The 22,169-nt window shown below is 41.0% G+C and carries 17 protein-coding genes; 5 read left to right on the top strand and 12 right to left on the bottom strand.

The window, feature by feature from the left end:
* Positions 1-122 precede the first annotated feature (122 nt).
* From purH to NU887_RS15950, 4 genes are all read right to left on the bottom strand, one after another.
* Positions 123-1,649 carry a bifunctional phosphoribosylaminoimidazolecarboxamide formyltransferase/IMP cyclohydrolase gene (gene purH, locus NU887_RS15965; protein WP_258424386.1) on the bottom strand — a complete coding sequence of 509 codons (1,527 nt, stop codon included), beginning with the start codon at positions 1,647-1,649 and terminating at the stop codon, positions 123-125.
* A gap of 108 nt (positions 1,650-1,757) precedes the next feature.
* A complete protein-coding gene (gene purN, locus NU887_RS15960; protein WP_258424385.1) occupies positions 1,758-2,315 on the bottom strand; it encodes a phosphoribosylglycinamide formyltransferase in 558 nt (185 codons plus the stop codon).
* A 204-nt stretch (positions 2,316-2,519) separates the two neighbouring features.
* Positions 2,520-3,392, bottom strand: a complete 873-nt coding sequence (locus NU887_RS15955; RefSeq protein WP_258424384.1) for a geranylgeranylglycerol-phosphate geranylgeranyltransferase — start codon at positions 3,390-3,392, stop codon at positions 2,520-2,522.
* Positions 3,393-3,485: 93 nt separating this feature from the next.
* Positions 3,486-4,907: an aminopeptidase P N-terminal domain-containing protein gene (locus tag NU887_RS15950; protein ID WP_258424383.1), complete on the bottom strand. Its 1,422-nt coding sequence runs from the start codon at positions 4,905-4,907 to the stop codon at positions 3,486-3,488.
* Between the two features lie 173 nt (positions 4,908-5,080).
* On the opposite strand from NU887_RS15950, the gene pafA reads away from it, so the two are divergent.
* Positions 5,081-6,724, top strand: a complete 1,644-nt coding sequence (pafA, locus tag NU887_RS15945; protein WP_258424382.1) for an alkaline phosphatase PafA — start codon at positions 5,081-5,083, stop codon at positions 6,722-6,724.
* A gap of 254 nt (positions 6,725-6,978) precedes the next feature.
* Here the strand turns inward: pafA and NU887_RS15940 are convergent, their stop codons facing one another.
* Together NU887_RS15940 and NU887_RS15935 are read right to left on the bottom strand one after the other, a co-directional pair.
* Positions 6,979-8,142, bottom strand: coding sequence for a homogentisate 1,2-dioxygenase (locus NU887_RS15940; RefSeq protein WP_258424381.1), 1,164 nt, complete (start codon positions 8,140-8,142; stop codon positions 6,979-6,981).
* Positions 8,143-8,259: 117 nt separating this feature from the next.
* Positions 8,260-8,460, bottom strand: coding sequence for a CsbD family protein (locus tag NU887_RS15935; RefSeq protein WP_258424380.1), 201 nt, complete (start codon positions 8,458-8,460; stop codon positions 8,260-8,262).
* 83 nt (positions 8,461-8,543) lie between these two features.
* On the opposite strand from NU887_RS15935, the gene NU887_RS15930 reads away from it, so the two are divergent.
* Positions 8,544-9,344 (top strand): glycoside hydrolase family 16 protein, encoded by an 801-nt coding sequence (locus NU887_RS15930; RefSeq protein ID WP_258424379.1) that lies wholly within the window; start codon positions 8,544-8,546, stop codon positions 9,342-9,344.
* A 228-nt stretch (positions 9,345-9,572) separates the two neighbouring features.
* On the opposite strand, the gene dinB is transcribed toward NU887_RS15930, so the two are convergent.
* The 6 genes from dinB to NU887_RS15900 all read right to left on the bottom strand — a co-directional run bounded on the left by dinB (position 9,573) and on the right by NU887_RS15900 (position 18,381).
* The gene (gene dinB, locus NU887_RS15925) at positions 9,573-10,763 is read right to left on the bottom strand and encodes a DNA polymerase IV (protein ID WP_258424378.1); all 1,191 of its coding nucleotides are present in this window, start codon (positions 10,761-10,763) and stop codon (positions 9,573-9,575) included.
* A gap of 561 nt (positions 10,764-11,324) precedes the next feature.
* Positions 11,325-12,890 (bottom strand): calcineurin-like phosphoesterase C-terminal domain-containing protein, encoded by a 1,566-nt coding sequence (locus NU887_RS15920; protein WP_258424377.1) that lies wholly within the window; start codon positions 12,888-12,890, stop codon positions 11,325-11,327.
* A gap of 455 nt (positions 12,891-13,345) precedes the next feature.
* Positions 13,346-16,378 carry an SbcC/MukB-like Walker B domain-containing protein gene (locus NU887_RS15915; protein ID WP_258424375.1) on the bottom strand — a complete coding sequence of 1,011 codons (3,033 nt, stop codon included), beginning with the start codon at positions 16,376-16,378 and terminating at the stop codon, positions 13,346-13,348.
* Positions 16,379-16,462: 84 nt separating this feature from the next.
* Positions 16,463-17,680 (bottom strand): metallophosphoesterase family protein, encoded by a 1,218-nt coding sequence (locus NU887_RS15910; protein WP_258424374.1) that lies wholly within the window; start codon positions 17,678-17,680, stop codon positions 16,463-16,465.
* 33 nt (positions 17,681-17,713) lie between these two features.
* The gene (locus NU887_RS15905; protein ID WP_258424373.1) at positions 17,714-18,136 is read right to left on the bottom strand and encodes a type II toxin-antitoxin system VapC family toxin; all 423 of its coding nucleotides are present in this window, start codon (positions 18,134-18,136) and stop codon (positions 17,714-17,716) included.
* Positions 18,133-18,381 (bottom strand): DUF6364 family protein, encoded by a 249-nt coding sequence (locus NU887_RS15900; RefSeq protein ID WP_258424372.1) that lies wholly within the window; start codon positions 18,379-18,381, stop codon positions 18,133-18,135. The genes NU887_RS15905 and NU887_RS15900 overlap by 4 nt, the downstream gene beginning before the upstream one ends.
* Positions 18,382-18,818: 437 nt before the next feature.
* Here NU887_RS15900 and NU887_RS15895 point away from each other — a divergent pair, with 437 nt between their 5' ends.
* From NU887_RS15895 to NU887_RS15885, 3 genes are all read left to right on the top strand, one after another.
* The gene (locus tag NU887_RS15895; protein ID WP_258424371.1) at positions 18,819-19,355 is read left to right on the top strand and encodes a septal ring lytic transglycosylase RlpA family protein; all 537 of its coding nucleotides are present in this window, start codon (positions 18,819-18,821) and stop codon (positions 19,353-19,355) included.
* 245 nt (positions 19,356-19,600) lie between these two features.
* Positions 19,601-20,707 (top strand): TolB-like 6-bladed beta-propeller domain-containing protein, encoded by a 1,107-nt coding sequence (locus NU887_RS15890; protein ID WP_258424369.1) that lies wholly within the window; start codon positions 19,601-19,603, stop codon positions 20,705-20,707.
* A gap of 327 nt (positions 20,708-21,034) precedes the next feature.
* Positions 21,035-22,165: a 6-bladed beta-propeller gene (locus NU887_RS15885; RefSeq protein WP_258424367.1), complete on the top strand. Its 1,131-nt coding sequence runs from the start codon at positions 21,035-21,037 to the stop codon at positions 22,163-22,165.
* Positions 22,166-22,169: the final 4 nt, after the last annotated feature.

Below are 22,169 nucleotides of genomic sequence, written 5' to 3'. Positions count from 1 at the left end.
CAATTGATCTCCTGATGGTAAAAAATCAATCAGGTTTCCCAAGTATTCCAGTGGTTTGAAAAGAAAAGACCGTCTGAAATGTTTTCAAACGGTCTCGTTTCTGATCTCTCGCTTTTCGCAAATCAATGCTTGAAATGTCTCACACCTGTCATCACCATACTCATGCCATGTGCATCGCAGAAGTCGATGCTGTCTTGGTCCTTGATGGATCCGCCCGGTTGGACGACAGCGGAGATGCCTGCTTCATGGGCGATTTCTACGCAATCAGGAAAAGGGAAAAATGCGTCTGAAGCCATTACGGCACCTTTCAACTCAAAGCCAAATGACTTTGCTTTTTCTATCGCTTGTCTGAGTGCGTCCACCCTTGATGTCTGTCCCACTCCCGAAGCAAACAATTGGTTGCTGTTGCTAAGGATGATCGTATTGGATTTGGTATGCTTGCAGACTTTGGCAGCAAATACCAAAGCGTCCTGTTCTTCGTCAGTTGGCGTGATTTTGGTCACCACTTTGAAGTCGGCTTTGGTTTCGGTCTTCAAATCTTTATCCTGTTCGATGATGCCATTGAGCAAAGTTTTGATTTGCTTGGTGCCTTCGATCTGGATTTTCTGCCTGAGCAGGATTCTGTTTTTCTTTCCTTTGAGCAATGCCAAAGCATCCTCGTCAAAAGAAGGAGCGATCAACACTTCAAAGAAAAGGCTGTGCATTTCTTCGGCTGCCGCAAGGTCTACGTTTTGGTTGGTTATCAAAACTCCCCCAAATGCGGAGGTGGTATCCGCCTCGAAAGCTTTTTTATAAGCTTCCTGAACGGTTTTGGCGGTTGCGACACCGCAGGCATTGGTATGTTTTAGGATGGCAAACGCCGTTTCTCCATCAAATTCAGCGATCAAAGCCACCGCTGCATCCACATCCACTAAGTTGTTGTAGGAAAGCTCTTTACCATTCAATTGGTCAAATAAGGCCTCCATGTCCCCGTAGAAATGGGCGGCCTGATGTGGGTTTTCTCCGTAGCGTAATGCCTTGGCTTTTGTTTCGGAGATTTTGAGGGCAGGGATATTTTCAGTTTGGTTGAAAAAGTTGAAAATATGGGTATCATAATTCGAAGAAACCTGAAATGCCTGCGCCGCAAAATAACGTCTGTCTTCCAAAGTCGTTGCGCCATCCTGTCGGCTTAGCCTTTCCTCTAGTTCAGCATATTGTCCTTTGGAAGCGATGATAACGACATCCTTGAAGTTTTTGGCTGCTGCACGGATTAGGGAGATGCCTCCAATGTCTATTTTTTCTATGATATCTGCTTCGGAAGCACCTGAGGCGACAGTTTCTTCAAATGGATACAAGTCCACGATCACCAGGTCAATGGCAGGAATATCAAACTCGGCAGCTTGGGAAATATCTCCTGAATGGTCTCTTCGGTGGAGAATTCCTCCAAAAATCTTTGGATGAAGGGTTTTGACACGTCCTCCGAAAATTGACGGATATCCTGTCAATTCTTCAACAGGGATGACTTCAGCACCTTGTTGTTCGATAAATGCCTGAGTACCGCCGGTAGAGTAGATTTTCACTCCTTGGGCTTTCAGTTGGGCAATGATAGGTTCGAGATTGTCTTTGTAATAGACCGAAATGAGGGCGGATTGTATTTTTTTGGTAGCCATGTTTGAATGAATCCCACAAAGACACTTTTCAGATCAGGAATAGTGTGCTATTGGGGTGATTTATTTATTGGAAATTTTTCAAGTCGCAAAGGTAGGAAAACCAAGGGATTATAGCAGGCTTTCAATCACATTTGGGAAGTATTTGTGCTCAAGTTGATGGACTTTGTCAGCAATATCGTCAGGAGTATCGGAGGGAAGTACAGGTACAGCTGCCTGAAAGATGATTTTTCCTTCGTCATAATGTTCATTGACCATGTGTATGGTGATTCCTGTTTCAGCATCCCCTGCATCTTTCACAGCTTGGTGGACATGGGCACCATACATTCCTTTTCCGCCATAACTTGGTAACAGAGCAGGGTGGATGTTGACAATTTGATTTGGCAATTTTTGAATTAGATTATCAGGAATTTTGAGTAGGAAGCCCGCCAAGACTACCAAATCGATCCCTAAAGTCTGAAGTTTGTCGGTTAGGATTCCGGACTCAAGTTCTGATTTTGAAAAAATGAAGGTTGGTACCTGAAATTTCTTAGCCCTTTCTAGTACGAAAGCGTCTTTTTTGTTAGAGGCTACTAAGACAACTTCACCTTTTTGGGAATTTTGGAAATACTCCATGATTTTCTCCGCATTGGTACCGCTACCTGAAGCTAGGATGGCTATTTTTTTCAAGGTTGCTTGGCTTTTTTTGAAGCTGTAAAAATAGAGGATTGGTATTTAAAATTCCTTTTTAATCCTAGAATAAATCATCCAAGGTTTTTTCTGACAATTATTGTTCTGAACCCAATACAATTTTAACCAAAAATTGTATTGAACTCAAAACAATATTCTAATTATGAATTTTTTTAATCTCAAATCTCACATCTCAAGTCTCTTTCACAAAAAAGCCATGCTCAAAATCCCCGTAATCATCAGCATCTTGGAAAGAATACTCAGTTGGGTGAAATGGGCTTTGCGGTCAGCCATATAGATTTTATACATAAAGATGAAAAAGAGAATACTCAGACCTCCAAAGTAAAAGTACAGCTGGGTATTATTGATCTTAAAAGTCACTACCAAAATCGCACAGATAAAGCAAAAGGCAATCAGAAAGATGATCCTTTTGGTATTGCGGAAGCCAAACACAATGGGAAGCGTGCGACAACCGTGTTTTCTGTCGCCCTGTCTGTCCTCAATGTCTTTTAGGATTTCCCGGATCAAGTTAATGAAGAAAGCAAAAATGGCATAAGTGAGCACTAGCAGTTCAGACTTTTGGTAGTAATACCCAATCATCCAAATGGCAGTTCCTGTCAATAAGGCCACAGTGAAGTTCCCGATAAATGGAAGCCTTTTCAAAGAATTGCTATACAACCAAAGCAAAAAAGAAGCAATGAAATTGATCAAAGCTATTCTTGGACTAACGATAAGTCCGATTCCAACTCCGGTGAGGTTTAGGAATGAGTGAAAGAATATAACAACCCTTCTTTTCATTCCCTTGCCAATGATGACTTCATCGGGTTTGTTGATATAGTCTATTTTGACATCATAATAATCATTGATCATATATCCTGCAGCAGTCAAAATTACTGTGGAAAGAATGATCAGGTAAAGATTGATATCCTGTAATATCGGAAGACCTTTTCGTGTAGTCTCTACCAAAAAATAAGCAGTCATGAGCTGCGCAAATGCCACAATCACCAGATTTAAGGGTCTGCTGATTTTGAAAAGACTCCAAAAAGAAAATTTTTTGGCTTTGACCGTAGCGCTCATGATTCAAAATTAAAACAAAAATGGTCAGGAACTTGGATATATTCCTGACCACTATCAACTTTATTTTAAGCAATTAGGTTTTGGGGATTCTGCTTATTTCTTATTCAAATTTGGAAGCCTGGTTTTTTGCAGAAGACCTTCCTCTTTCATCAATTTTTCAATTTCGGCAATGGTTCTAGGCACAAATTCACTCAGGTTTTCATTTCCTTCTTTGGTGATCAAAATATTATCCTCGATCCGGATGCCGATTTTCCACCACTTTGGATCTACCGGACTGCCTTCTGGAATATAAATGCCCGGTTCTACCGTCAGGATCATTCCGGGTTCCAAAATGCCATAAGCACCCCGGTCATGAACATCCAGACCTAAATGATGCCCGATACCATGCGGAAAATACGGATGCCTTTCTCCCGGCTTGACGATTCCCAAAGCTACCAACCCATCGTTTATGACTTTACGTGCAACGGCATCTACTTCTCTGTAATCAGCGCCAACCACACAAGCTTTTGTCCCTGTCTCTAATGCTTTCAAAACGATTTCATAAATGGCTTTTTCCTCAGGAGAGAAAACGCCTTTGACCGGGGCTGTTCTTGTGATGTCACCTGAATAGCCTCTGTATTCCGCTCCTACGTCCATCAACACGACTCCTTCTTGGAGATTAATTACACCATTGTCAACATAGTGCAGAATAGTGGAGTTGTTACCCGAACCGACAATCGAACCATATCCGACATATTCTGCTCCCATGGCCTTATGGACAAATTCATGTGCTCCTTGGATTCCTCTCTCTGTTGTGCCAGGTTCGATAGATCTGAACGCTTCTATATGGCCATATCCAGAGATTGCTACGGCTTTTCTCAAAAGATCAATTTCTTCTGGGGTTTTGACTACCCTCAATTTTTCCATGAGGTTATTCAAAGCCATATCGGCTGGTTTTGTCGGAGTGGAATTGGCTGATTTTAATGCAGCTACCATTGCCTTTAGAGGATTGTTGTAATCGTTTCTTTCAATTTCCCCCATATCAAAGGAAAACACACTTTTCAGTTGCTTCAGGTCAATTACAGGATTTTTTAGAAAATCAGAATAAAGATAAACATGCTCAAATCCGAGCTTTTCTTTGACTCCTTGCACACCCAATCTTTCACCGTCCCATTGTTCTTTGGCAGGGTCTTTGGGTTGGATATAGATGATTTCACTGACTGTTTTTCCTTCTATTGTCTGAGGGCTTTTAAAAATGATCAGAGCAGAATTCGGCTCCCTAAAACCTGTGAAATAATAAAAATCGGAGTTTGGTCTATAGGTAAAATCAGTGTCGTTGGAGCGGTTTTTGACTGGATTGTTAAAAAAAACAGCTGCCGAATTTTCAGGCAACAAAGCCCTCAGGGCTTCGCGTCGGCCTTTGTGGAATTCGGGACTCAAACCATCAGCGAAAAAAGATTGAGCAAGTAGGTTGTTTTCAAATAGAAAGTGGGCAATTAAAGCAAAAAGGAAAATGCCGGAGAATTTGAATTTCATTTAGTTTTATTTTTTGATAAAGTGGGAAATATAGTGCCCTTTTAATAAAAAAAGTAAACCGATAATGGAAAATCGAATCCTCCTTCTGACAAATACCCTTCGATTAACAAATTGGTAAAAAGCTTCCAAACTGGAAATCTATATATTTGCCAAAATTTAAACCTTAGAGAAGAATGAAAAAATTATCGGCCGCTTTGATCTTTTTATTTTTTAATCTGATTGCACTTGCCCAAACCGAAAAAAAAGCACCTGCTTCCAAACCAAAAATAGTGGTTGGTATAGTAGTGGACCAGATGCGCCAAGAGTATTTCTATAAGTTTCAGGATAGGTATACTGAGGGTGGCTTCAAGAGACTGATAAAGGATGGGTTCATGATGAAAAATGCTCATTACAACTATATACCTACCTACACAGGGCCTGGACATGCCTCAGTGTATACCGGAACAACCCCGGCTACCCACGGAATCATAGCCAATGATTGGTATGTGCGAAGCCTTGGCAGAACCATGTACTGTGCGGAAGACAGCACAGTCACTGCGGTAGGAGGGGATGCTGAAAACGGGAAAATCTCTCCGCGGAATATGTATTCGACCACGATCTCTGATGAAATGAGATTTGCATCAAACAAAAGGTCGAAAGTCATTGGAATTGCCATCAAAGACAGAGGAGCCTCCCTTCCCGCAGGTCATTTAGGAGATGCCTATTGGTTTGACAACATTACAGGCAATTTCATGACTTCAACATACTATTATGATTCTTTGCCCACTTGGGTACAAAAGTTCAATGAAAGGAAACTGGCAGAGAAATACAGTTCCAAAAAATGGGAAACACTTTTCCCCATCGAAACTTACAAACAAAGTATTGCGGATGACAATACATTCGAGGGTCCTTTTATAGGTCAAGAGAAGACAGTTTTCCCATATGACCTGCCAAGTTTGATGGAAAACAATGGGGGTCTTGGCATAATTGCCGGGACGCCATTTGGAAATACCCTCACCTTAGAAATGGCTTATGCAGCCATTGAAGGGGAGAAGTTGGGCAAAAGAGGAGAAACCGATCTGCTCTCAATCAGCTTTTCTTCACCCGATTATATAGGGCATCGGTTTGGGCCGACAGCTGTAGAATTAGAAGATAACTACCTGAGACTCGATAGGGAACTGGAGCAATTTTTCAATTTCCTAGACAAGGAATATGGCAAAAATGAGTATTTGGTTTTCCTGACGGCCGATCATGCAGTGGCAGATATTGTGGATTATATGTTGAGCGAAAATGTTCCTGCCGGAAACTTCAATACCCGTTATATCCTAACCCAAATGAGAGGATTTTCAATTTTGAAATATGGTGAAGGAAACTGGATTTCAAGTTTTACCAACGAGCAGGTTTTTCTAAATCATGATCTGGCAAAAGAAAAAGGGGTCAACATAGAGCAGATGCAAAGAGATCTTGCGGAATTTTTGTTAAAATTTCCCGGGATCAAAGAAGTGTATACCGGAACAGATATGAGAAGAATGGATTATCTGACAGGAAAAAAATCATTGCTTCAAATGGGATATAACCACAAAGCTTCAGGTGACTTGTTGCTTGTGCTGGAACCTGCGTGGTTAAGTAGCTCTTTTAAAGGAACAACACACGGAACTGGCTATACCTATGATACCCATGTGCCGATTGTGTTTATGGGATGGAAAGTCCCGCAAGGAGAAAGTTCAAGATACGCGACCGTTACAGACATAGCACCGACTCTCTCCATGATGCTGAATATCCGTCTTCCCAACGGCGCCACGGGTCAACCAATATTGGAAATAGTGGATAAAAAATGATTCGGACCAAATAGATACTGGACATTTGGTTAATATCTGTCCATAGACCACAGTCGACGGTCCATTGCCACTTCAATTGAACCTCACTCCGAGTTTTAAATGGTTAAGGAAAGAAAGTGTAAATACATAACTAGTATATGTTAGAGTTAATCATTTTCAAAAAAAAAGAACAGCTTCCCATTTTTAATGGGAAGCTGTTTTGCTTTCAAAACCTGCTCAAATAACCATTAACCATTAACCAATTAACCATTAACCTACTCCTTCCAGGACATCGGATAGTTTGGGTCAACAAATTCAAGACCTTGGGTAGTGACCTGTAATGGCTTGAATGTGTCAAGCATCACGGCAATCTCTTCTGTAGATTTTGCCCCTATGGATTTTTCTACTGTTCCCGGATGCGGACCATGCGGAAGTCCGCCCATGTGTATGGTAAATGAGCCTCGGTCAATGCCTTTTCTGCTCATAAATTCGCCTTCGGCATAATAGAGAACCTCATCAGAATCGATATTGCTGTGGTTGTATGGGGCAGGAATGGCCAAAGGATGGTAATCAAACAGCCTTGGCACAAAAGAACATATCACAAATCCCCAAGCCTGAAAAGTCTGGTGTACCGGAGGCGGTTGGTGGATTCGGCCGGTGATCGGCTCAAAATCATGGATCGAGAGTGCATAAGGATACAAATAACCATCCCATCCGACGATGTCCAATGGACTGTGCCCGTACGTATAGGGATGGAGCATTCCTCCTTTTTTGATCTGTACGAGATAATCCCCCGTTTCTGATTCGATGACCAATTCACTTGGAGTGCGGATGTCCCTTTCGCAGTAGGGAGAATGTTCCAATAATTGTCCCACTTCATTTCGGTATCTTTTGACAGTTTCAATCGGGCCGTGAGATTCGATCACCAATAGCCGCAAAGGGCCTTCTTCTTTCCATTCAAACCTATAGATCGTAGTCCTCGGAATCACAATGTAATCACCTTGGCGTACTTCCAGTTTTCCAAATTGGGAATACATCACACCTTCACCATCATGAACATAGATCAGTTCATCACCATCTGCATTTTTGAAGAAAAAGTCCATTTTTCGCTGCTCGGGTGTGCAAATCCCCATCATCACATCATTATTCATCATGAGCATTTTGCGGGCAGAAAGATAATTCTTACCAGTAATACCGACACCGGAAGTTTTTAAATGTGTCTGTTGCAATCCATGTGCTTTGGCTGGTTCCCAAGAAAATGGGCTTGGCTTGCCGATGGATTTTACGTTATTGGGATTGTGAATATGGTAAAGGTTGGAATAGATGCCGGAAAATCCCTTGGAGCTGACAAGTTCTTCTTTATAGAGGCTTCCGTCTGGCTGCCTGAATTGGGTGTGTCTTTTTGGGGGAATATTCCCCAATCTGTGGTAATAAGCCATTTGTATTTGGGTTTATGTATCCAGCAAATTTATAAAAAATGAAATATCATTCTTCCGGGATGGAAATTAAAATAGACAGCAAAAAAAAGAGCGGCAGAGGCCGCTCTTGTACTTATTTTAGTTTTGGTTTTCTTTTCCAAATAGGAATTTGCTGAGTTCCTCTTTTGCTGCGCCTGTTTTCTTTTGGAGCCTACCGAGCAACTGGTCTTCTTGACCTTCTGCATAAACAAGGTCATCATCTGTGAGTTCCCCGTATTTTTCTTTTAATTTACCTTTCAGTTCGTTCCAGTTTCCTTTAATCTTTAAGTCAAGTGACATAATAGCTTTGGTTTAAGTTTAAAATAAAATACATTTTAAATGAAACAAATACCATTCCAAAGTAAAAATATTAGATATTTATTATGAAAAATATTGTAAAACCAATTTATTTCTTTCTTTTGATGGCTTTTGGATGTAATGAAAAGGATCAGAATCTAGTCTGGTCAGATGAATTTGAAACAAATGGCCTTCCGGACTCAACCAAATGGACTTATGATGTCGGTGATCACGGTTGGGGCAACAATGAATTGCAATATTACACCAAAGAAACCCTTGCCAATGCAAGGGTTGAAAATGGGAACCTGATCATTGAAGCACATCAGGACAGCAGTTATGCTAAGGCTTACACTTCGGCACGATTAGTTACCAAAGGCAATTCTTCGTGGCAATATGGATATATTGAGATTAAAGCCAAATTGCCCTCTGGCTTGGGGACTTGGCCGGCGATATGGATGCTTCCCGAAGAAAACAAATACGGGGGATGGCCCAAAAGCGGCGAAATCGACATCATGGAGCATGTAGGCTATGACCAGGGAACTGTTCACGGGACGGTTCATACTGAGGCTTTCAATCACAGGATCGGGACGCAAAAGGGAGCTACCAAATCAGTTCCTACCTGTTCAGAGGAATTCCATATTTATGCCATCGATTGGCAGGAAAAGAAAATTGATTTTTATATCGACGGGGAACTGTACCATACTTTTGTAAATACTGAAAAAAATACCGCAGAATGGCCATTTGATATGCCGTTTCACTTGATCATGAACATTGCAGTTGGCGGAGATTGGGGAGGCAGCAAAGGTGTTGCTGCTGATATTTGGCCCCAAAGGATGGAAGTGGATTATGTGAGAGTTTATAAAGAAAAGCCGGAGGAAGTTAAATAAGGAAAATTGAAAGCCTGACTTTTCAATGGAATTGAGCAGGGTCAATTCATCCAATTTGGCCCTATCCACTTTTAAACATGTAATTTTTCGGTTACGATCGAAGAATTACATGTTTATTTTCGGTTAGGTTGGAAAAGCTTCACAAGGAATCAAAGTTTCAAAGCATTCCTCATCCATAAGAAATTACTTTTTAGATAACATTTAACTGCTCAGAAGTAGAATAATACCTCACATCGCCACCCCATTAAAAGGATTGAACCGCCTTCTGCCTACGGACATGCCGATGGCACGGCAGACGGTTTTGTCGCCATATCTGGTATTGAGCCGGTCGAGGGCCTGGTAAAGCCGGATCTGCTCCTGCGTATCTTCGAAGAGGTTGATCTGGTAATTGCCATGGACAAGGTGACTGAAGCGCACCCCGATCAGACGGATCAGCATACGGCGGTTGTACAGTTTTTTGAACAATTCCTTCACGATCGGGATCAGCGTATGGTCCGCAGAAGTGTAAGGCACGCGCTGCTGCACGGTATGTGTGTCAAAATCCGAATAGCGGATCTTCACGCTCACGCAGGCTGTAAGCTGTTGTTTTTGGCGCAGTTTGGTGGAGATTTGCTCCGTCATGGCGATGAGGTTTGCTTCGAGCATCTTGACATCGATGGTGTCCTGCTCGAAGGTGTTTTCGGTCGAAATGGATTTTGCTTCGGAATAGGGTGTCACAAGGGAGCGGTCTATGCCGTTGGCTTTTTCCCAGATCATGGTGCCGTTTTTCCCAAAAGTAGCTTCCAGCAGTTCGGCGGGCATGACCTGCAGCGTCTGTACCTTTTTGACGCCCATATTGTATAAGGTGTGCGAAGTTTTTTCTCCGATCATGGGAATCTTGCGGACGGATAGGGGAGCGAGAAAGGGTTTTTCCATCCCATAGGGGATTTCCTTTTCGTTGTTGGGTTTGGCTTCTCCGGTGGCTACTTTGGAGACAGTTTTGTTTTCCGAAAGCCCCAAAGAAATCGGCAGACCGCTTTCTTTGATGATCCTTTTGCGGAGTTCATGCGCCATCTTGAAGCAACCAAAAAACCTGTCCATACCGGTATAGTCGATATAAAATTCATCGATGGAGGACTTTTCAAACAACGGCACATCCTCCCGGATGATCTCGGTGATCTCGTGGGACTTTTGGCTGTACTTCTCAAAATCCCCCCGGATGATCAGTGCCTCCGGACAAAGCTGCCGCGCCGTGCGCATGGGCATGGCGGAGTGCACACCAAACTTCCTCGCCTCATAGCTGCAGGAAGCCACGACTCCCCGGTCTCCCGATCCGCCGATGAGAATGGGTTTTCCATTCAGCCTGCTGTCATACAGCCGCTCCACCGATACAAAAAACGAATCCAGATCCATGTGGACAATACTCCTCTTCCTTTCCATAATATGTCAATTTAATAAACATTTTAATGTTTATAATTTAGACATATTTTTCAATACCGAAAAGTAAGAAAAATGAAGGTTTACCGGAAATCCAAAAATACTGTGACAATTGCCTGTAGCTTTCTTATGACTTTTAGAAAACGAATAAGGGTTGAACTCTGTCATTCTAAGTTTTTAACAATTTTGAAATGTTAAGAAAGGGTAATGGCGATGGAATTCCCGTCATCCTGAATCCGAGGTACGAGGATGAAGGATCTCAAAAAAAGAGACTCTTCGCTACACTCAGAGTGACGGCTCCGACGAATTCGTAATTGGTAACCGCAGCCTGCGAAGGTGAAGAATCTCTCTTAACTGAGACACTTCACTACGTTCAGCGTGACGGGCGCAAACAAGTCATTGGAAGAAAGGAATAAAAAAACACCCCAAGTATAGGATTGGGGTGTTCAGTTTCTTGTGATTTATGGGCAATGTGTTCCAGTATCAAACTTAGAATTCACCTCATAATATCCATCAATATCCGATTTCAATTAATATCCGATTGATTTATGGATTAGAGATCAATTACTGCTCAATTCTAAACGTTTTGGTTCCTGTATGTTTTTGGCCAAACATGTCCGTGGCCTCGACCTCGATGGTATGCACGCCTAATTCTAAACCTGAAGATATCGGAGCTCTCCAAAGGTGGTCTGTGCGCGCGGCATTGGAAGGCCTTCTTCCGTCAAGGAGTGTTTCGGTGGTATCCCATTCGAAGATTTTGAGCAGATAAGAAGGGTCGTAATCTGTGAGGTTGGTCATTTTTCTCCATTCGCCATTGTCGATCCTGTAACGTACCTCATCATTGGCTGTGCCCATAAAGAAGTTGACAATAATTCCCGTGGAGGTTCTTTTTCCTTTCTCCAATACTTTTGGAGCAAAGATTTCCATCTGATAGGTGTCGGGTTTCCCGGCTGCTTTGTACCTCGCTTTGTATTGGTTGCCTTCAAAATCCATGAATACATAACCGTTTGGCGAACCGTCACGCATGGTGGATTCGGGCACGCCGCTTTCTCTCATCCTTCCGCTGTACCAATCTCCCGAAGGAGTGCCGATGTTATAATGGTGATGGGCTTTGCTTTGGTTATACCCTTCCGCTTTTCCGAAAAAAGTCTGCTTCTGATAGTGCGTATGTGCGGAGAGCGACACGGTATTTGGGAAATCCGAGAGCAGTTCCAGCAGTTTTTCTCTGTCTTCGTCCCTGTAGCTTTCTCCCTCTTCAAACAACGGGATATGCATGAATACCACGACCAATTTGTCTTTTGGAACGAGTTTGAGGTTGTTCTCGACAAACTGTAACTGATCAGCCCTCAATCCTCCCCAATATCCCTGTCCGTCTCTTGGATCCGGATAGAGGATATTTTCCAACACTATAAAGTGGACATCACCTTCATTGAAAGCATAGGTGGCAGGGCCAAAAATTGATTCAAAAGTCTCGTCTGTCAGCTCGTCTGCTGTCGCGTCAAGGTTCATGTCGTGATTTCCCATAACTGAAAACCAAGGCACGCCTACCTTTCCGATGGTTTTTGCATAGGCTGGGTACAAGGACAGGTCATCTCCTGCGATGTCGCCCACCGATATCCCAAAGCGGATTCCCTGAATGCCAGCGACTTCATTGACCACTCCTTTTTCAAAATATCCCAACTCCGTCATATTGTACGGCTGTGGGTCACCGAATACCAAAGCAGTAAATTTGCTTTCGGACGTGGAGGGCAAAAGTCCAAAATCCACCGATTTGGGCAATACTCCTGTCGGACTGAGGCCTGCATATTTCAGGTTGGTGGGAGAACCTTTTGGCTTATGGCTGTAAAAGAACTTGGGAAGGTTGTTTTCGTTTTTTGGCAGGGCGTAATCCGATGGCTTGATCACAAATATGGTCTGATCTTCCTTGATCGGAAGTACATATTGACCCTTGTCATCTGTTTTGACTACTTCTATCCCATTGGATACAGATACATTTGGGAGTCCTTTTTCACGTCTTTCTTTTTTTCCGTTTGCATTGAGATCCTCATACACATAGCCGGTGACTGTATTTTGGCCATATCCAGACAAACTCAACAAAGAGAGTCCGATGAGTAGTATGTATTTTTTCATGGGTGGATTGGATGTTTATTTATGAAGTTATGAAATTAAGCCAATCATGCGAGGAGTATATTATTTGGAGGTTATGGTTTTATTATGAATGGTAAAGGAAGGATTTTTTTGTCCTTTTAGTCTCATATTCTTTCATGAATAAGCTGAATTTTTTCTTATTATATTTTTGTAATGTGTTGATAATAAATAAAATATGATGAAATTTTGAATTTACTCAAGGTACTGAGTAAAAATACTCAATGAATTGAGTAAAATGTCTTTTTAAGATCTTTGTGAAGACACAAACATCGGCTGAATAAAGAATTTAAGTAAGTACAAACATCAGCCTTAGCAATCTGGAGACTGCATTTTAAAGGTCCAAGTCAGGAGACTTGAACCAATGGAAGACTGAACCAATAGGTCTGAAGAGACTGAAACCCACGGGGAATCTTGTCTCATGTCTCAAATCTCCCGTCTTAAAAAGAATACCCCACCTGACTTCCTTTTTCAGGATCGAGTTCAATCTTGGCATAGACGCCGATTTCTTGTTGGAGTTCTTCCACATGGGAAATGATGCCAACGATCCGGTTTTCGTGGCGGAGTGACTTGAGGGTTTCGAAGACGACACGAAGGGCATTTCTGTCCAAAGCCCCAAAACCTTCATCCAAGAAAAAGAAACTCTGATCGGCCTGATTGAGGGATTTGACTTTTTCTGCCAAAGCCAAAGCAAGACATAAGGAAGCCTGAAAAGTCTGTCCCCCGGAAAGGGTTTTGAGTAATCGCTTCTTGCCTCCATTGAGGTAATCGACCACCCAAAATGTGTTGTTGTCGTCAATTTCCAAACTGAGGCTGTTTTTGGTGAGCTTCATAAACCGCAGGTTGGCCGTATTGCAGAGTTCTTTGAGGTAAATCGTGCTCACATACTTGACAAATCCGCTTCCCCGGAACAGGTTGTCCAATTCCCTCAGGTTGGATTCCCTGTTTTCCAAAATGCTGAATTCTTTTGCCAATTCTTGTTTTTTATTCAATTTGGTTTTGCTGTCTTCGATGTCCTGAATTAATAAAGTCAGTTGTTTTCTGAATCCTTCCAAACTTGACCTTTTCTCCTTCAGTTCATCCAAAAGTCTCCCAAATGCTTCTTGGCTGAAGTCCAAGACACCGTCTTCCTCTTTAAGTTTGTCCAGGTTATTTTGAACAAGTAGCCTCCTGTCCTCATATTGGCGGATCTCCGCATCGGTTTTGTCGGCATCCAAGGAATGATGGTACAAGGCCTGAAGATCGGACTCACTTTCAAATCCATGTGTCTTTTTCAGGGTTTCATATTGGCTTTCCAACTCGACAATTTTGACTATTGTCTTCTCTACCAAATCTTCAAAATTCTTGAGATTTGCAAGGTTGGTGGATTGCTTCGCCCGGGTTTCTTGGAGGACTTTCCGCTTGCCGTCCAGGTCTTGGATGGTTTTTTCGATGTCCTTTTCTACTGTGAAGATGGCGTTTTCGATGTAATCAGTAGGTTTCTCGAAAAAAGGTTTGGTGAATATGGGGTCTTTGATTTCATCTTTTTTGGCGGCAACGGTACTGTGCAAGGCCACCTGCTTTTGTTCGGCGGCACGGAGTTGCTGTTCTTCTTTTTCCAAAAGAGCCTTTCCTTGCTCTTGGCTTTTTCTCAATTCCCTGATTTCCTGTGCGAGTTGGTCTTTTTGCTTTAAAGCCAAATCAGTATCTCCGATCAACTTGGACAGACTCTCTTTGGAAGGAATGTTTTTTAACTTCAGACTTTCCATCAGGGAAGTCAATTCTTTCTTGGAATCGGCAAGTTCTTTTTCTTTTGCTGCCAGGTTTTGACGATGATTTTCCTGACGGATTTGTTGCTCGGAGAGCTGTTGGGATAGGTTTACTATTTTTTCCAAAGACGATTTCGCCCCCTCTATTTGCTTAGAGAGATCATTCCATTCACTTTCTTCCTGACTTGCTGTGATCGGGTCAGGATGCTCGGTGGCACCGCAAAGCGGACAAGCTTCCCCGTCCTGCAAAAGATGGACATGGGCAGCAAGACCTTTTTTGCTGAGTAGTTTCTCCTTATCGGTTTCAAGGTTTTGGATTTGCTTTTTTTGGTTTTCAATCCAAGTTCCAAAGCTGTCAAACCCTGATGGAATCTGTTTTTGGATATCAAAAATGGCTGTATCCAAACTTGTCGATGTCTGCCTGAGCAAATTGAAGTCTTCTGTCAACTTTGCCAATTGGCTTTCGAGGTTTGTCCAATCTTTTGCTGCGCTTTTCAGGTTTGAGATTTCGTCTGTATCCGGAAGCTTTATGCCTTCGATTTTGGATTCTTTTTCTTTGATTGCATTTTCGATATCCTTTTGAGAATTTTTCAGGCTTTCGATATGCGGGCTGAGCGTTTCCACCTGTTTTTCCGCATCCTTCAAACCCGCCAATAATCCTTTGATTTCGATCACCTTTTTGAGGTCACGGATTTTCGCTTCTCTATTTGGGCGGTCGTCTGCTTTTATTTTGAGTTCCGCTTCCTGTTTTACCAGATCAGCAACTTCACCTTCATATGTTTTTTTGAAATCAGTGCAGTTTTTCACACTGACCCGGTATTTTTCCAATTCGATTTTGGCTTCTTGAATTTGGTCCCAAACAGGCTTCAGGTAAGTTTTGGCTTTGAGAAAATCCTTCCAAATGGCTTTTTTAGCTTCAATTTCCGGTCTTTGGATTTCAAGATTATTCCATTCCTTCTGTCGTTCTATCAATTGCAGGTTTTTGGCTTGCAGTGCTTCCTGTTTTTTAGATTCGGCTTCTAAGGTTTGGAAGGTTTTTTCTTCCTTTTCGAGGAAAATGGTTTTTTCAGAACGCAGGTTTTCTTTGTCTTTCAATGCTTCGGGAGAATAATCTACCAAAGCCAAAAGTTGGGTTTCCAACCTGATTTTTTCTTCCCTGACAGCTTTGAGCAGGCTTCCTGTTTTTTGGGAAAGGTCGAATCTTTCCAAACCAAAAAGCTCCTTCATCATCTCCGCACGTGGTTGGGGAGTCAGGTCGATAAATTCCCTGAATTTGCCTTGAGGAATAATAACAGTCTGCTTGAAATGCTCTTTTTTCATCCCGACGATTTCTTCACCGCCTTGGGTAATCGGAATCAGATTGTCTCCGTCTTTTTCATAAAAAGTATGCTCACCCGGCCGGACCTCTTCAAAGTTTTTGGGATTTCTTTTGGCAGCATAGCGGGCGAGGTAGGATTTGGAATTGTTTTTCCCTGATCGAAATTCAAAATTGATCAGCAGGGTTTTGCTCTGCAGGTTGAGCATGCTGTTCTTCTCTCCCCGGTCAGAAAGCCGCTCTGTACTGCCATAAAGCGCCAAAAGGATGGCTTCCAAAATGGAGGATTTGCCGCTTCCAACAGCCCCAAAAATCCCAAAAAGACCCGCTCCGGTGAGCTGTTCAAACTCAATCGTCTGTTTTTCTTTGTATGAATAAAGTCCTTGTATTTCGAGCTTAACGGGTATCATGGGTAGTTTTGGTTTGTTTAGGAAATCCTCCAAGGGTTCTGAACCCTTGGAGGATTAGGGGTTTTGGACTCTTAAAGGATTGGACTATTCTTGGCTGATGACTTCTTTAAAAATCCCGATCAGTTCCGCATTGGGTTCCTGACCTTTTTCACTTTTGTAATACATGTTGAAAAGCGTGACCATGTCCTTTCCGAGGTCTTCGACTTTCAGGCTGAGACTTTCCTGTCCTTGGGGATTTTTGATTTGGGGAATCAGGCTGACAATCCCGTCGTGGGCCTTCATGATGGCTTTGCGGGTAGCGGCATCTATGGAATGCTCCGTGACAAAGGTTATTTCGACAAAGCAATAGGGGTTTTGCTCTAGCCATTGCACCGTCGCAGGAAGATCATCAAAGGTTTTTCTATACAGCGGCCTTCCTTTTTCCAAACCCATAGCCTTGTAACTGACGGCTGTTCCCGGTTCAGCTTCAATGATAATGACCTGTTTTTGTTGGTCGGCTTCGCTGAAGGAGTAGGCAAGGGGAGAACTTGAATAGACCACCGGAAAGGGATTTTTGCCCACGGCATGGTAGCGGTGCAGATGGCCCAAAGCGGCATATTGGATCTGGTTTGGGATATTGTGGGTAAAAAGAGCCTGCGTGCCACCGACATGGAGGATGGGCCGCTCGGATTCCGGTTCCGGTTCGACAGGACCACCTTCTTTCATAAAAAAGAAATGTCCCATAAAGAGATTCACTCCTTTGTCATGACAATAGGTGTCTGCAATTTTCCCCCATTTATTAGCCAAAACTTCCCTGAACTCCGCTTCTCTGTCTCCCTCTCCCAAGTAGGTTTTGAGAAGCACTTCATTGGCATAGGGAGCGAGGATAACCCTGATGGGGAAATTGTTTTTTGGGATACAGATTTCCACAAATCCCGGTTCGCTGCGGGTAACTTCGATGCCGTTATCCAATTTTCCTGTAGGAATGACGCTGTCATATCGGCTGTAGAAAAAGATGCCCACTTCTCTTGCCAAGGGATCCGGGGCTTCGACAAACTGCGTACTGTCATGGTTGCCGGAAATGGCGATAACAGGTCTTTGGCCGTCTTTGGAGAGTTTTTTGAGGGTTTTGTACAGGAGCTCAACAGCCTCATGGTTGGGATTGAATGTGTCAAAAATATCTCCTGCAAGCAGCACCAAATCCACTTCTTCACGGTCGGCGATCTGGATGATTTCTTCCAAGACGAGCTTTTGCTCCTCCAACCTGGAAAATTCCTGGAGTCTTTTTCCCAAATGCCAATCCGCTGTATGGAGTATTTTCATAGTTTAAAAATAAGAAGACTTTTTTAATCGGGCTTATTTTTTTAGTCTCTTGATTATTTCCACCATTTCGTCGGGAGCAATGGCGGGAATAGGGGATTTTCTGAAGTCCTTAAGATTTCGGGTGACAATATAATCCATCCCACCTGTGGACTCAGCATTAAAAATTTGAAGCGCATCCTCAAAATCATTGAAATCAGATATAAGCGCTTTTTTTAACTGTGCCTTTGTGACATCAAGCACATCTACCAACTCTGTCAATTCCAAGAGTTTTGCCCTCAGCTCCTTTTCATCTGAATATTTTTTGAGAATATAGTAGGTGGTAGCAAATGCATGGGTGGAACTGTATAGCAAAACATTACCTGTCCCCAACAAGAAAATTTCTGTGGCATGCTTTGTAAATGCGCCTCTGTCTGTCAAAAAATCAACAAGGATATTGGTGTCTAAAAATATTTTCATTTGAGATGTTTTTCTTCAAAGTATTCTCTAAGGATTTTTTCTTCATCAAAATCCTCGGGGATCTGGATTTTACCTGCGAGTTTTGTTATTTTTTCCTTTTGGGAATTTTCAGGATGATGTTCTTCGACTAGATTTTTTAGGTAATTTTCGACCAAACCGGATAGACTTCGCCCCGTCTCTGAAGCATAGACCTTTGCCTTTTCGATGATGTTTTCGTCTACATTAAGTGTGAGTTTTCTGGCCATGTACGTGAGGTTTTTTTAAATGTACGTAAATTTTTAAAATTATTCAGTTTTCTTTTAAGGAATTAATGTGTTTCAGCATTGTTGTACGTACAAAACACACCACAAAATTTTCTTTTTAAAAACTGATCTCCATACATTCGACGTGGGGAGGAATGACGGCGGACCGGGCCGGCCCAGGCCTTGTGCGCGGATAGGATTCTGCCGTCTTGACTTTTTTGGCTACTTTTTTTGTCAAGAAAAAAAGTAGCTGTAAAATAAATAACCGATTTGCTGAGGCACTAAGAATATCAATAGAGTTAATTTTAGCCCATTTATTTTTTATGCCAATTATTCCCTATTTTGGGTTGCTGTTTTGTATCGGTTTTGGATCTACCGTATCCTTTAGATACAACGAAACGACAATTGGCACATTAATTGTAAAATGCGAGCTAATGAAAATGAAAAACATCCTATTCGTTTTGCTGATGCTGATGGGTCCGATGCCGCTTTTGGCAGGCGGTCCTAAGGCTGATGTAGGCGATTCGCTGAAAATTCAGGAAGGCGTCGCAAGTTATTATGGGCGCAAATTCCACTTAAGAAAGACCGCAAGCGGAGAGATTTTTGACATGGAGCGAATGACTGCTGCCCACAAAAACCTTCCCTTTGGCACCATGCTGAAGGTGACCAATCTCAAAAACGACAAAGTGGTGTGGGTACGGGTCAATGACCGCCTTCCACAAAATTCCAAAAGAATCATCGACTTATCTCGTGCCGCCGCCACAGAAATCGACATGGTCAAAGATGGCCTTGCCAAAGTAAAAATCGAGGTACCTGATCAGGCCACCGTGAACTTGTTGATGAGTCATTATCAGGACAACAAGCCGAATGATATCAGGCTGAGGATCTACGAAGAACCAATCTTATTTGACAAAATGGACCTGTGTATGATAGGATTTGAGATCGACCTTGCTGAGAAGGTGGAAGTTTCGATTTGATTTTTCGAGACTGATTAAAATCTCTGTTTTTTTTCAGATAGAATCTTGATTTTGCTTTTTCTTTTATAAATAGATAATCATAAAATTTTATTTTTTACAAATGATCATGTGTATCATTGATCTAGTCTTTGTCTAAATTTTTTCTACAGAAATACAAGTAGATTTAGTTTTATTTTTTTAATTTTAGCTGATATTGATTTGGAATCAGTTTGAAATGAAATTGCGGATGTTATCAACAATCGATTATGGTTAACCCACTTAATTTTTGGAAAGGACTTTTACCGCTTTTGATTTACACAGTTGCTCTTTTTTTTGGCTGTGCAGAAAAGGATGTAGAACGTCATGTCTTTTCCTTGGATAATCTTCCTGCACCGAGTAAGCTAATCGGTACAAAACATTTATATGATGAACTTTTAATTCCATACAAAATTCACTTCACCGGGAATTATTTGATCGTTGCAGAGAGTAAAACAGTCCAGAATGACAAAATTCATATCCTAGAGCCCCTAAACAGGAAATATGTTTCAAGCAAAGGAATAGATGGGTTAGGGCCTGGTGAGATAACCCAAGTACAACAAATTGAGCATATTTCAGAAAATGACGAGTTTTGGATATATGATTTTGAGCGGATTCTATTCTCAAAATTTGATATTTCAGATTCATCCAAATTAGCGTCAGAACAGGTAAGTCCTAAAAGAAGTACGGTTTTTATGACAGATGCAACTTTGGCATCAACAAATTCAATATTTGGAAATGGGGTAGATGGATGGACAAAATACATCGAAATGTCATTTAGTGGGGATACCTTAGCATTTTTTGGAAATTGGAAGGATATTTTGATTGGCAGACAATTACCCAACGGACACAAAGTTGAAAATCTCGATGCCAATTTGGTAAGCAACATTCATCAAGGTGTTTTGAAAGGAAACCTCCAAAAAAGAATGTTTGTGAAAGCCGGCATAATAGTAGATTATTTTGAAATAATCGATCTAGATAAACAAACTACTAGAACTTTTTTCGGTCCTATTGACCAAATTCCTGAATTTACCATCGCTTACAGTATGGGTTATCAGATGCCTGATTATAACCTTGACAACCTTAAGGACCAATATTTAGACTCCTATGTGGGGAAAGACAGTTTTTTTCTTTTGTATTCTAATAAGAATTTCAGGAATTTGACAGACTCGTCAGAACCTGACAGAATTTTTGAGTTTAATTTTGAGGGAAAACCAATTAACCATTTTATCCTAAGCAACTTTAAACTATCAAGCTTTACTGTTGATGAAGTTTCGAGAAAAATTTACGGGTTATCAGAGGATGATAATCCAAATGTGGTTGAATTTGATTATTGAATCTTGAAGAAATTTTAAAAAAAAGAAAAAGGAAATAAAAAGCCAGAGTTATCTTTTGATCTAAAAAGCGAGGTTGATTATTTGATGTCATGGCACTCTTTATAAATTTTTCCATCAGAATTCCATTTTGAACTTATTTTTTCAAACTTTTTAACATCTATCCTTTTGAATTTGTTTAAGAACTTAGTTTATTGTAATCATATTCAATAACCACAAGTAATATGCGATTTTTTGATTATGGAAATATTTTAAATCTCAAAATTATCAGAAATCTTGTTAAATTGAATTCACTATTTAGTCTTGATTACAGCATAATTCATTTTAAATATGGTAAGTAGGAATTTAAGAATACTTAAAATATTTGCTTTTGTATTTACTTTTTACGCTTGTGAAAAACCCGTCAAATCAAATACAGGTGTGGGAGATGAAGAAAGTTTTACATTCGTTTTTGACAAGATTCAAATGGATTCCCATTCATTTGAGATTTACACATTAATTCCTTTAGAAACCACCCAAAACAACTTTCTTTCAAATAACTTGACGGTCAAGACTACAGAAGATTTCATTTTCGTTTTTGATGAAAAAATCAGAGATGGGATTCACAAATTTGATCAGAAAGGAAGATATGTTTCCCAAATTATAAGTGTTGGTGAAGGACCTGAGCGGGTCAATAGCATAGCCGATTTTATTATTTCAGGTGACAATATTGAGATTTTAAGTGGAAAAGGAGCTTATTCAGAAATTATCTATTTTTCAATAATAGGTGAAAAAATCGTGAATAAGCTTAAATTAGAAATTATCGGGTTTTCATTCGAAAAAATTGGAGAGACATATTACATATATTCCAGTTATAACTTTCCCTTTGCTGAATATCGTGTCTCTAAGTTAGATCTTCAGGGAAACATCATTTCAGGTTTTCTTAATAATGATTACTCAGGAAAAATGATGCCCGTTATTGAACGGAATTTTTTCACGAATAATGGCAGTACATTTTTAACTGAATCATTTAGCAATAAAATTTATGAGTTAACAGAGGAAGCTTTAAAAACAAAATATATTATTGATTTTGGCAGAAATAATATTCAACAGGATTTTTTTGAAAATGATATGATGGTCGCTTTTGAGAAACTAAATAATAATGGGTTCTTTAGCATTAGGAATCACTTTGAAAGTCCTGACCTTGGCTATACTAATTTGGTATTTCAAAAAGAAAATACTTCAGAATTATATCAAGTATTTTTTGATAAACGATCAAAAGAAATTGTTAAAAATAAGCTAGAGGGACCTTGGATAGAACTGTTACAGTATCCAATTGGCATGACAGGTTCAAACCTTCTTATATTTTCAATACCTCCCAAAGTTTTATTACAAAATGCTGAATTACTGAATTTACAATTGAATTCAGGTATTGAAATAGATGACAATCCTGTTTTGGCTTACTTGAAACTCAAAAAATAAGAAA

This window comes from Aquiflexum gelatinilyticum (genome assembly GCF_024741135.1).
Taxonomy (GTDB): domain Bacteria; phylum Bacteroidota; class Bacteroidia; order Cytophagales; family Cyclobacteriaceae; genus Cognataquiflexum; species Cognataquiflexum gelatinilyticum.
The sequence above is the reverse complement of the archived record's forward strand: the minus strand, read 5'-3'. Positions and strand labels throughout refer to the sequence as shown.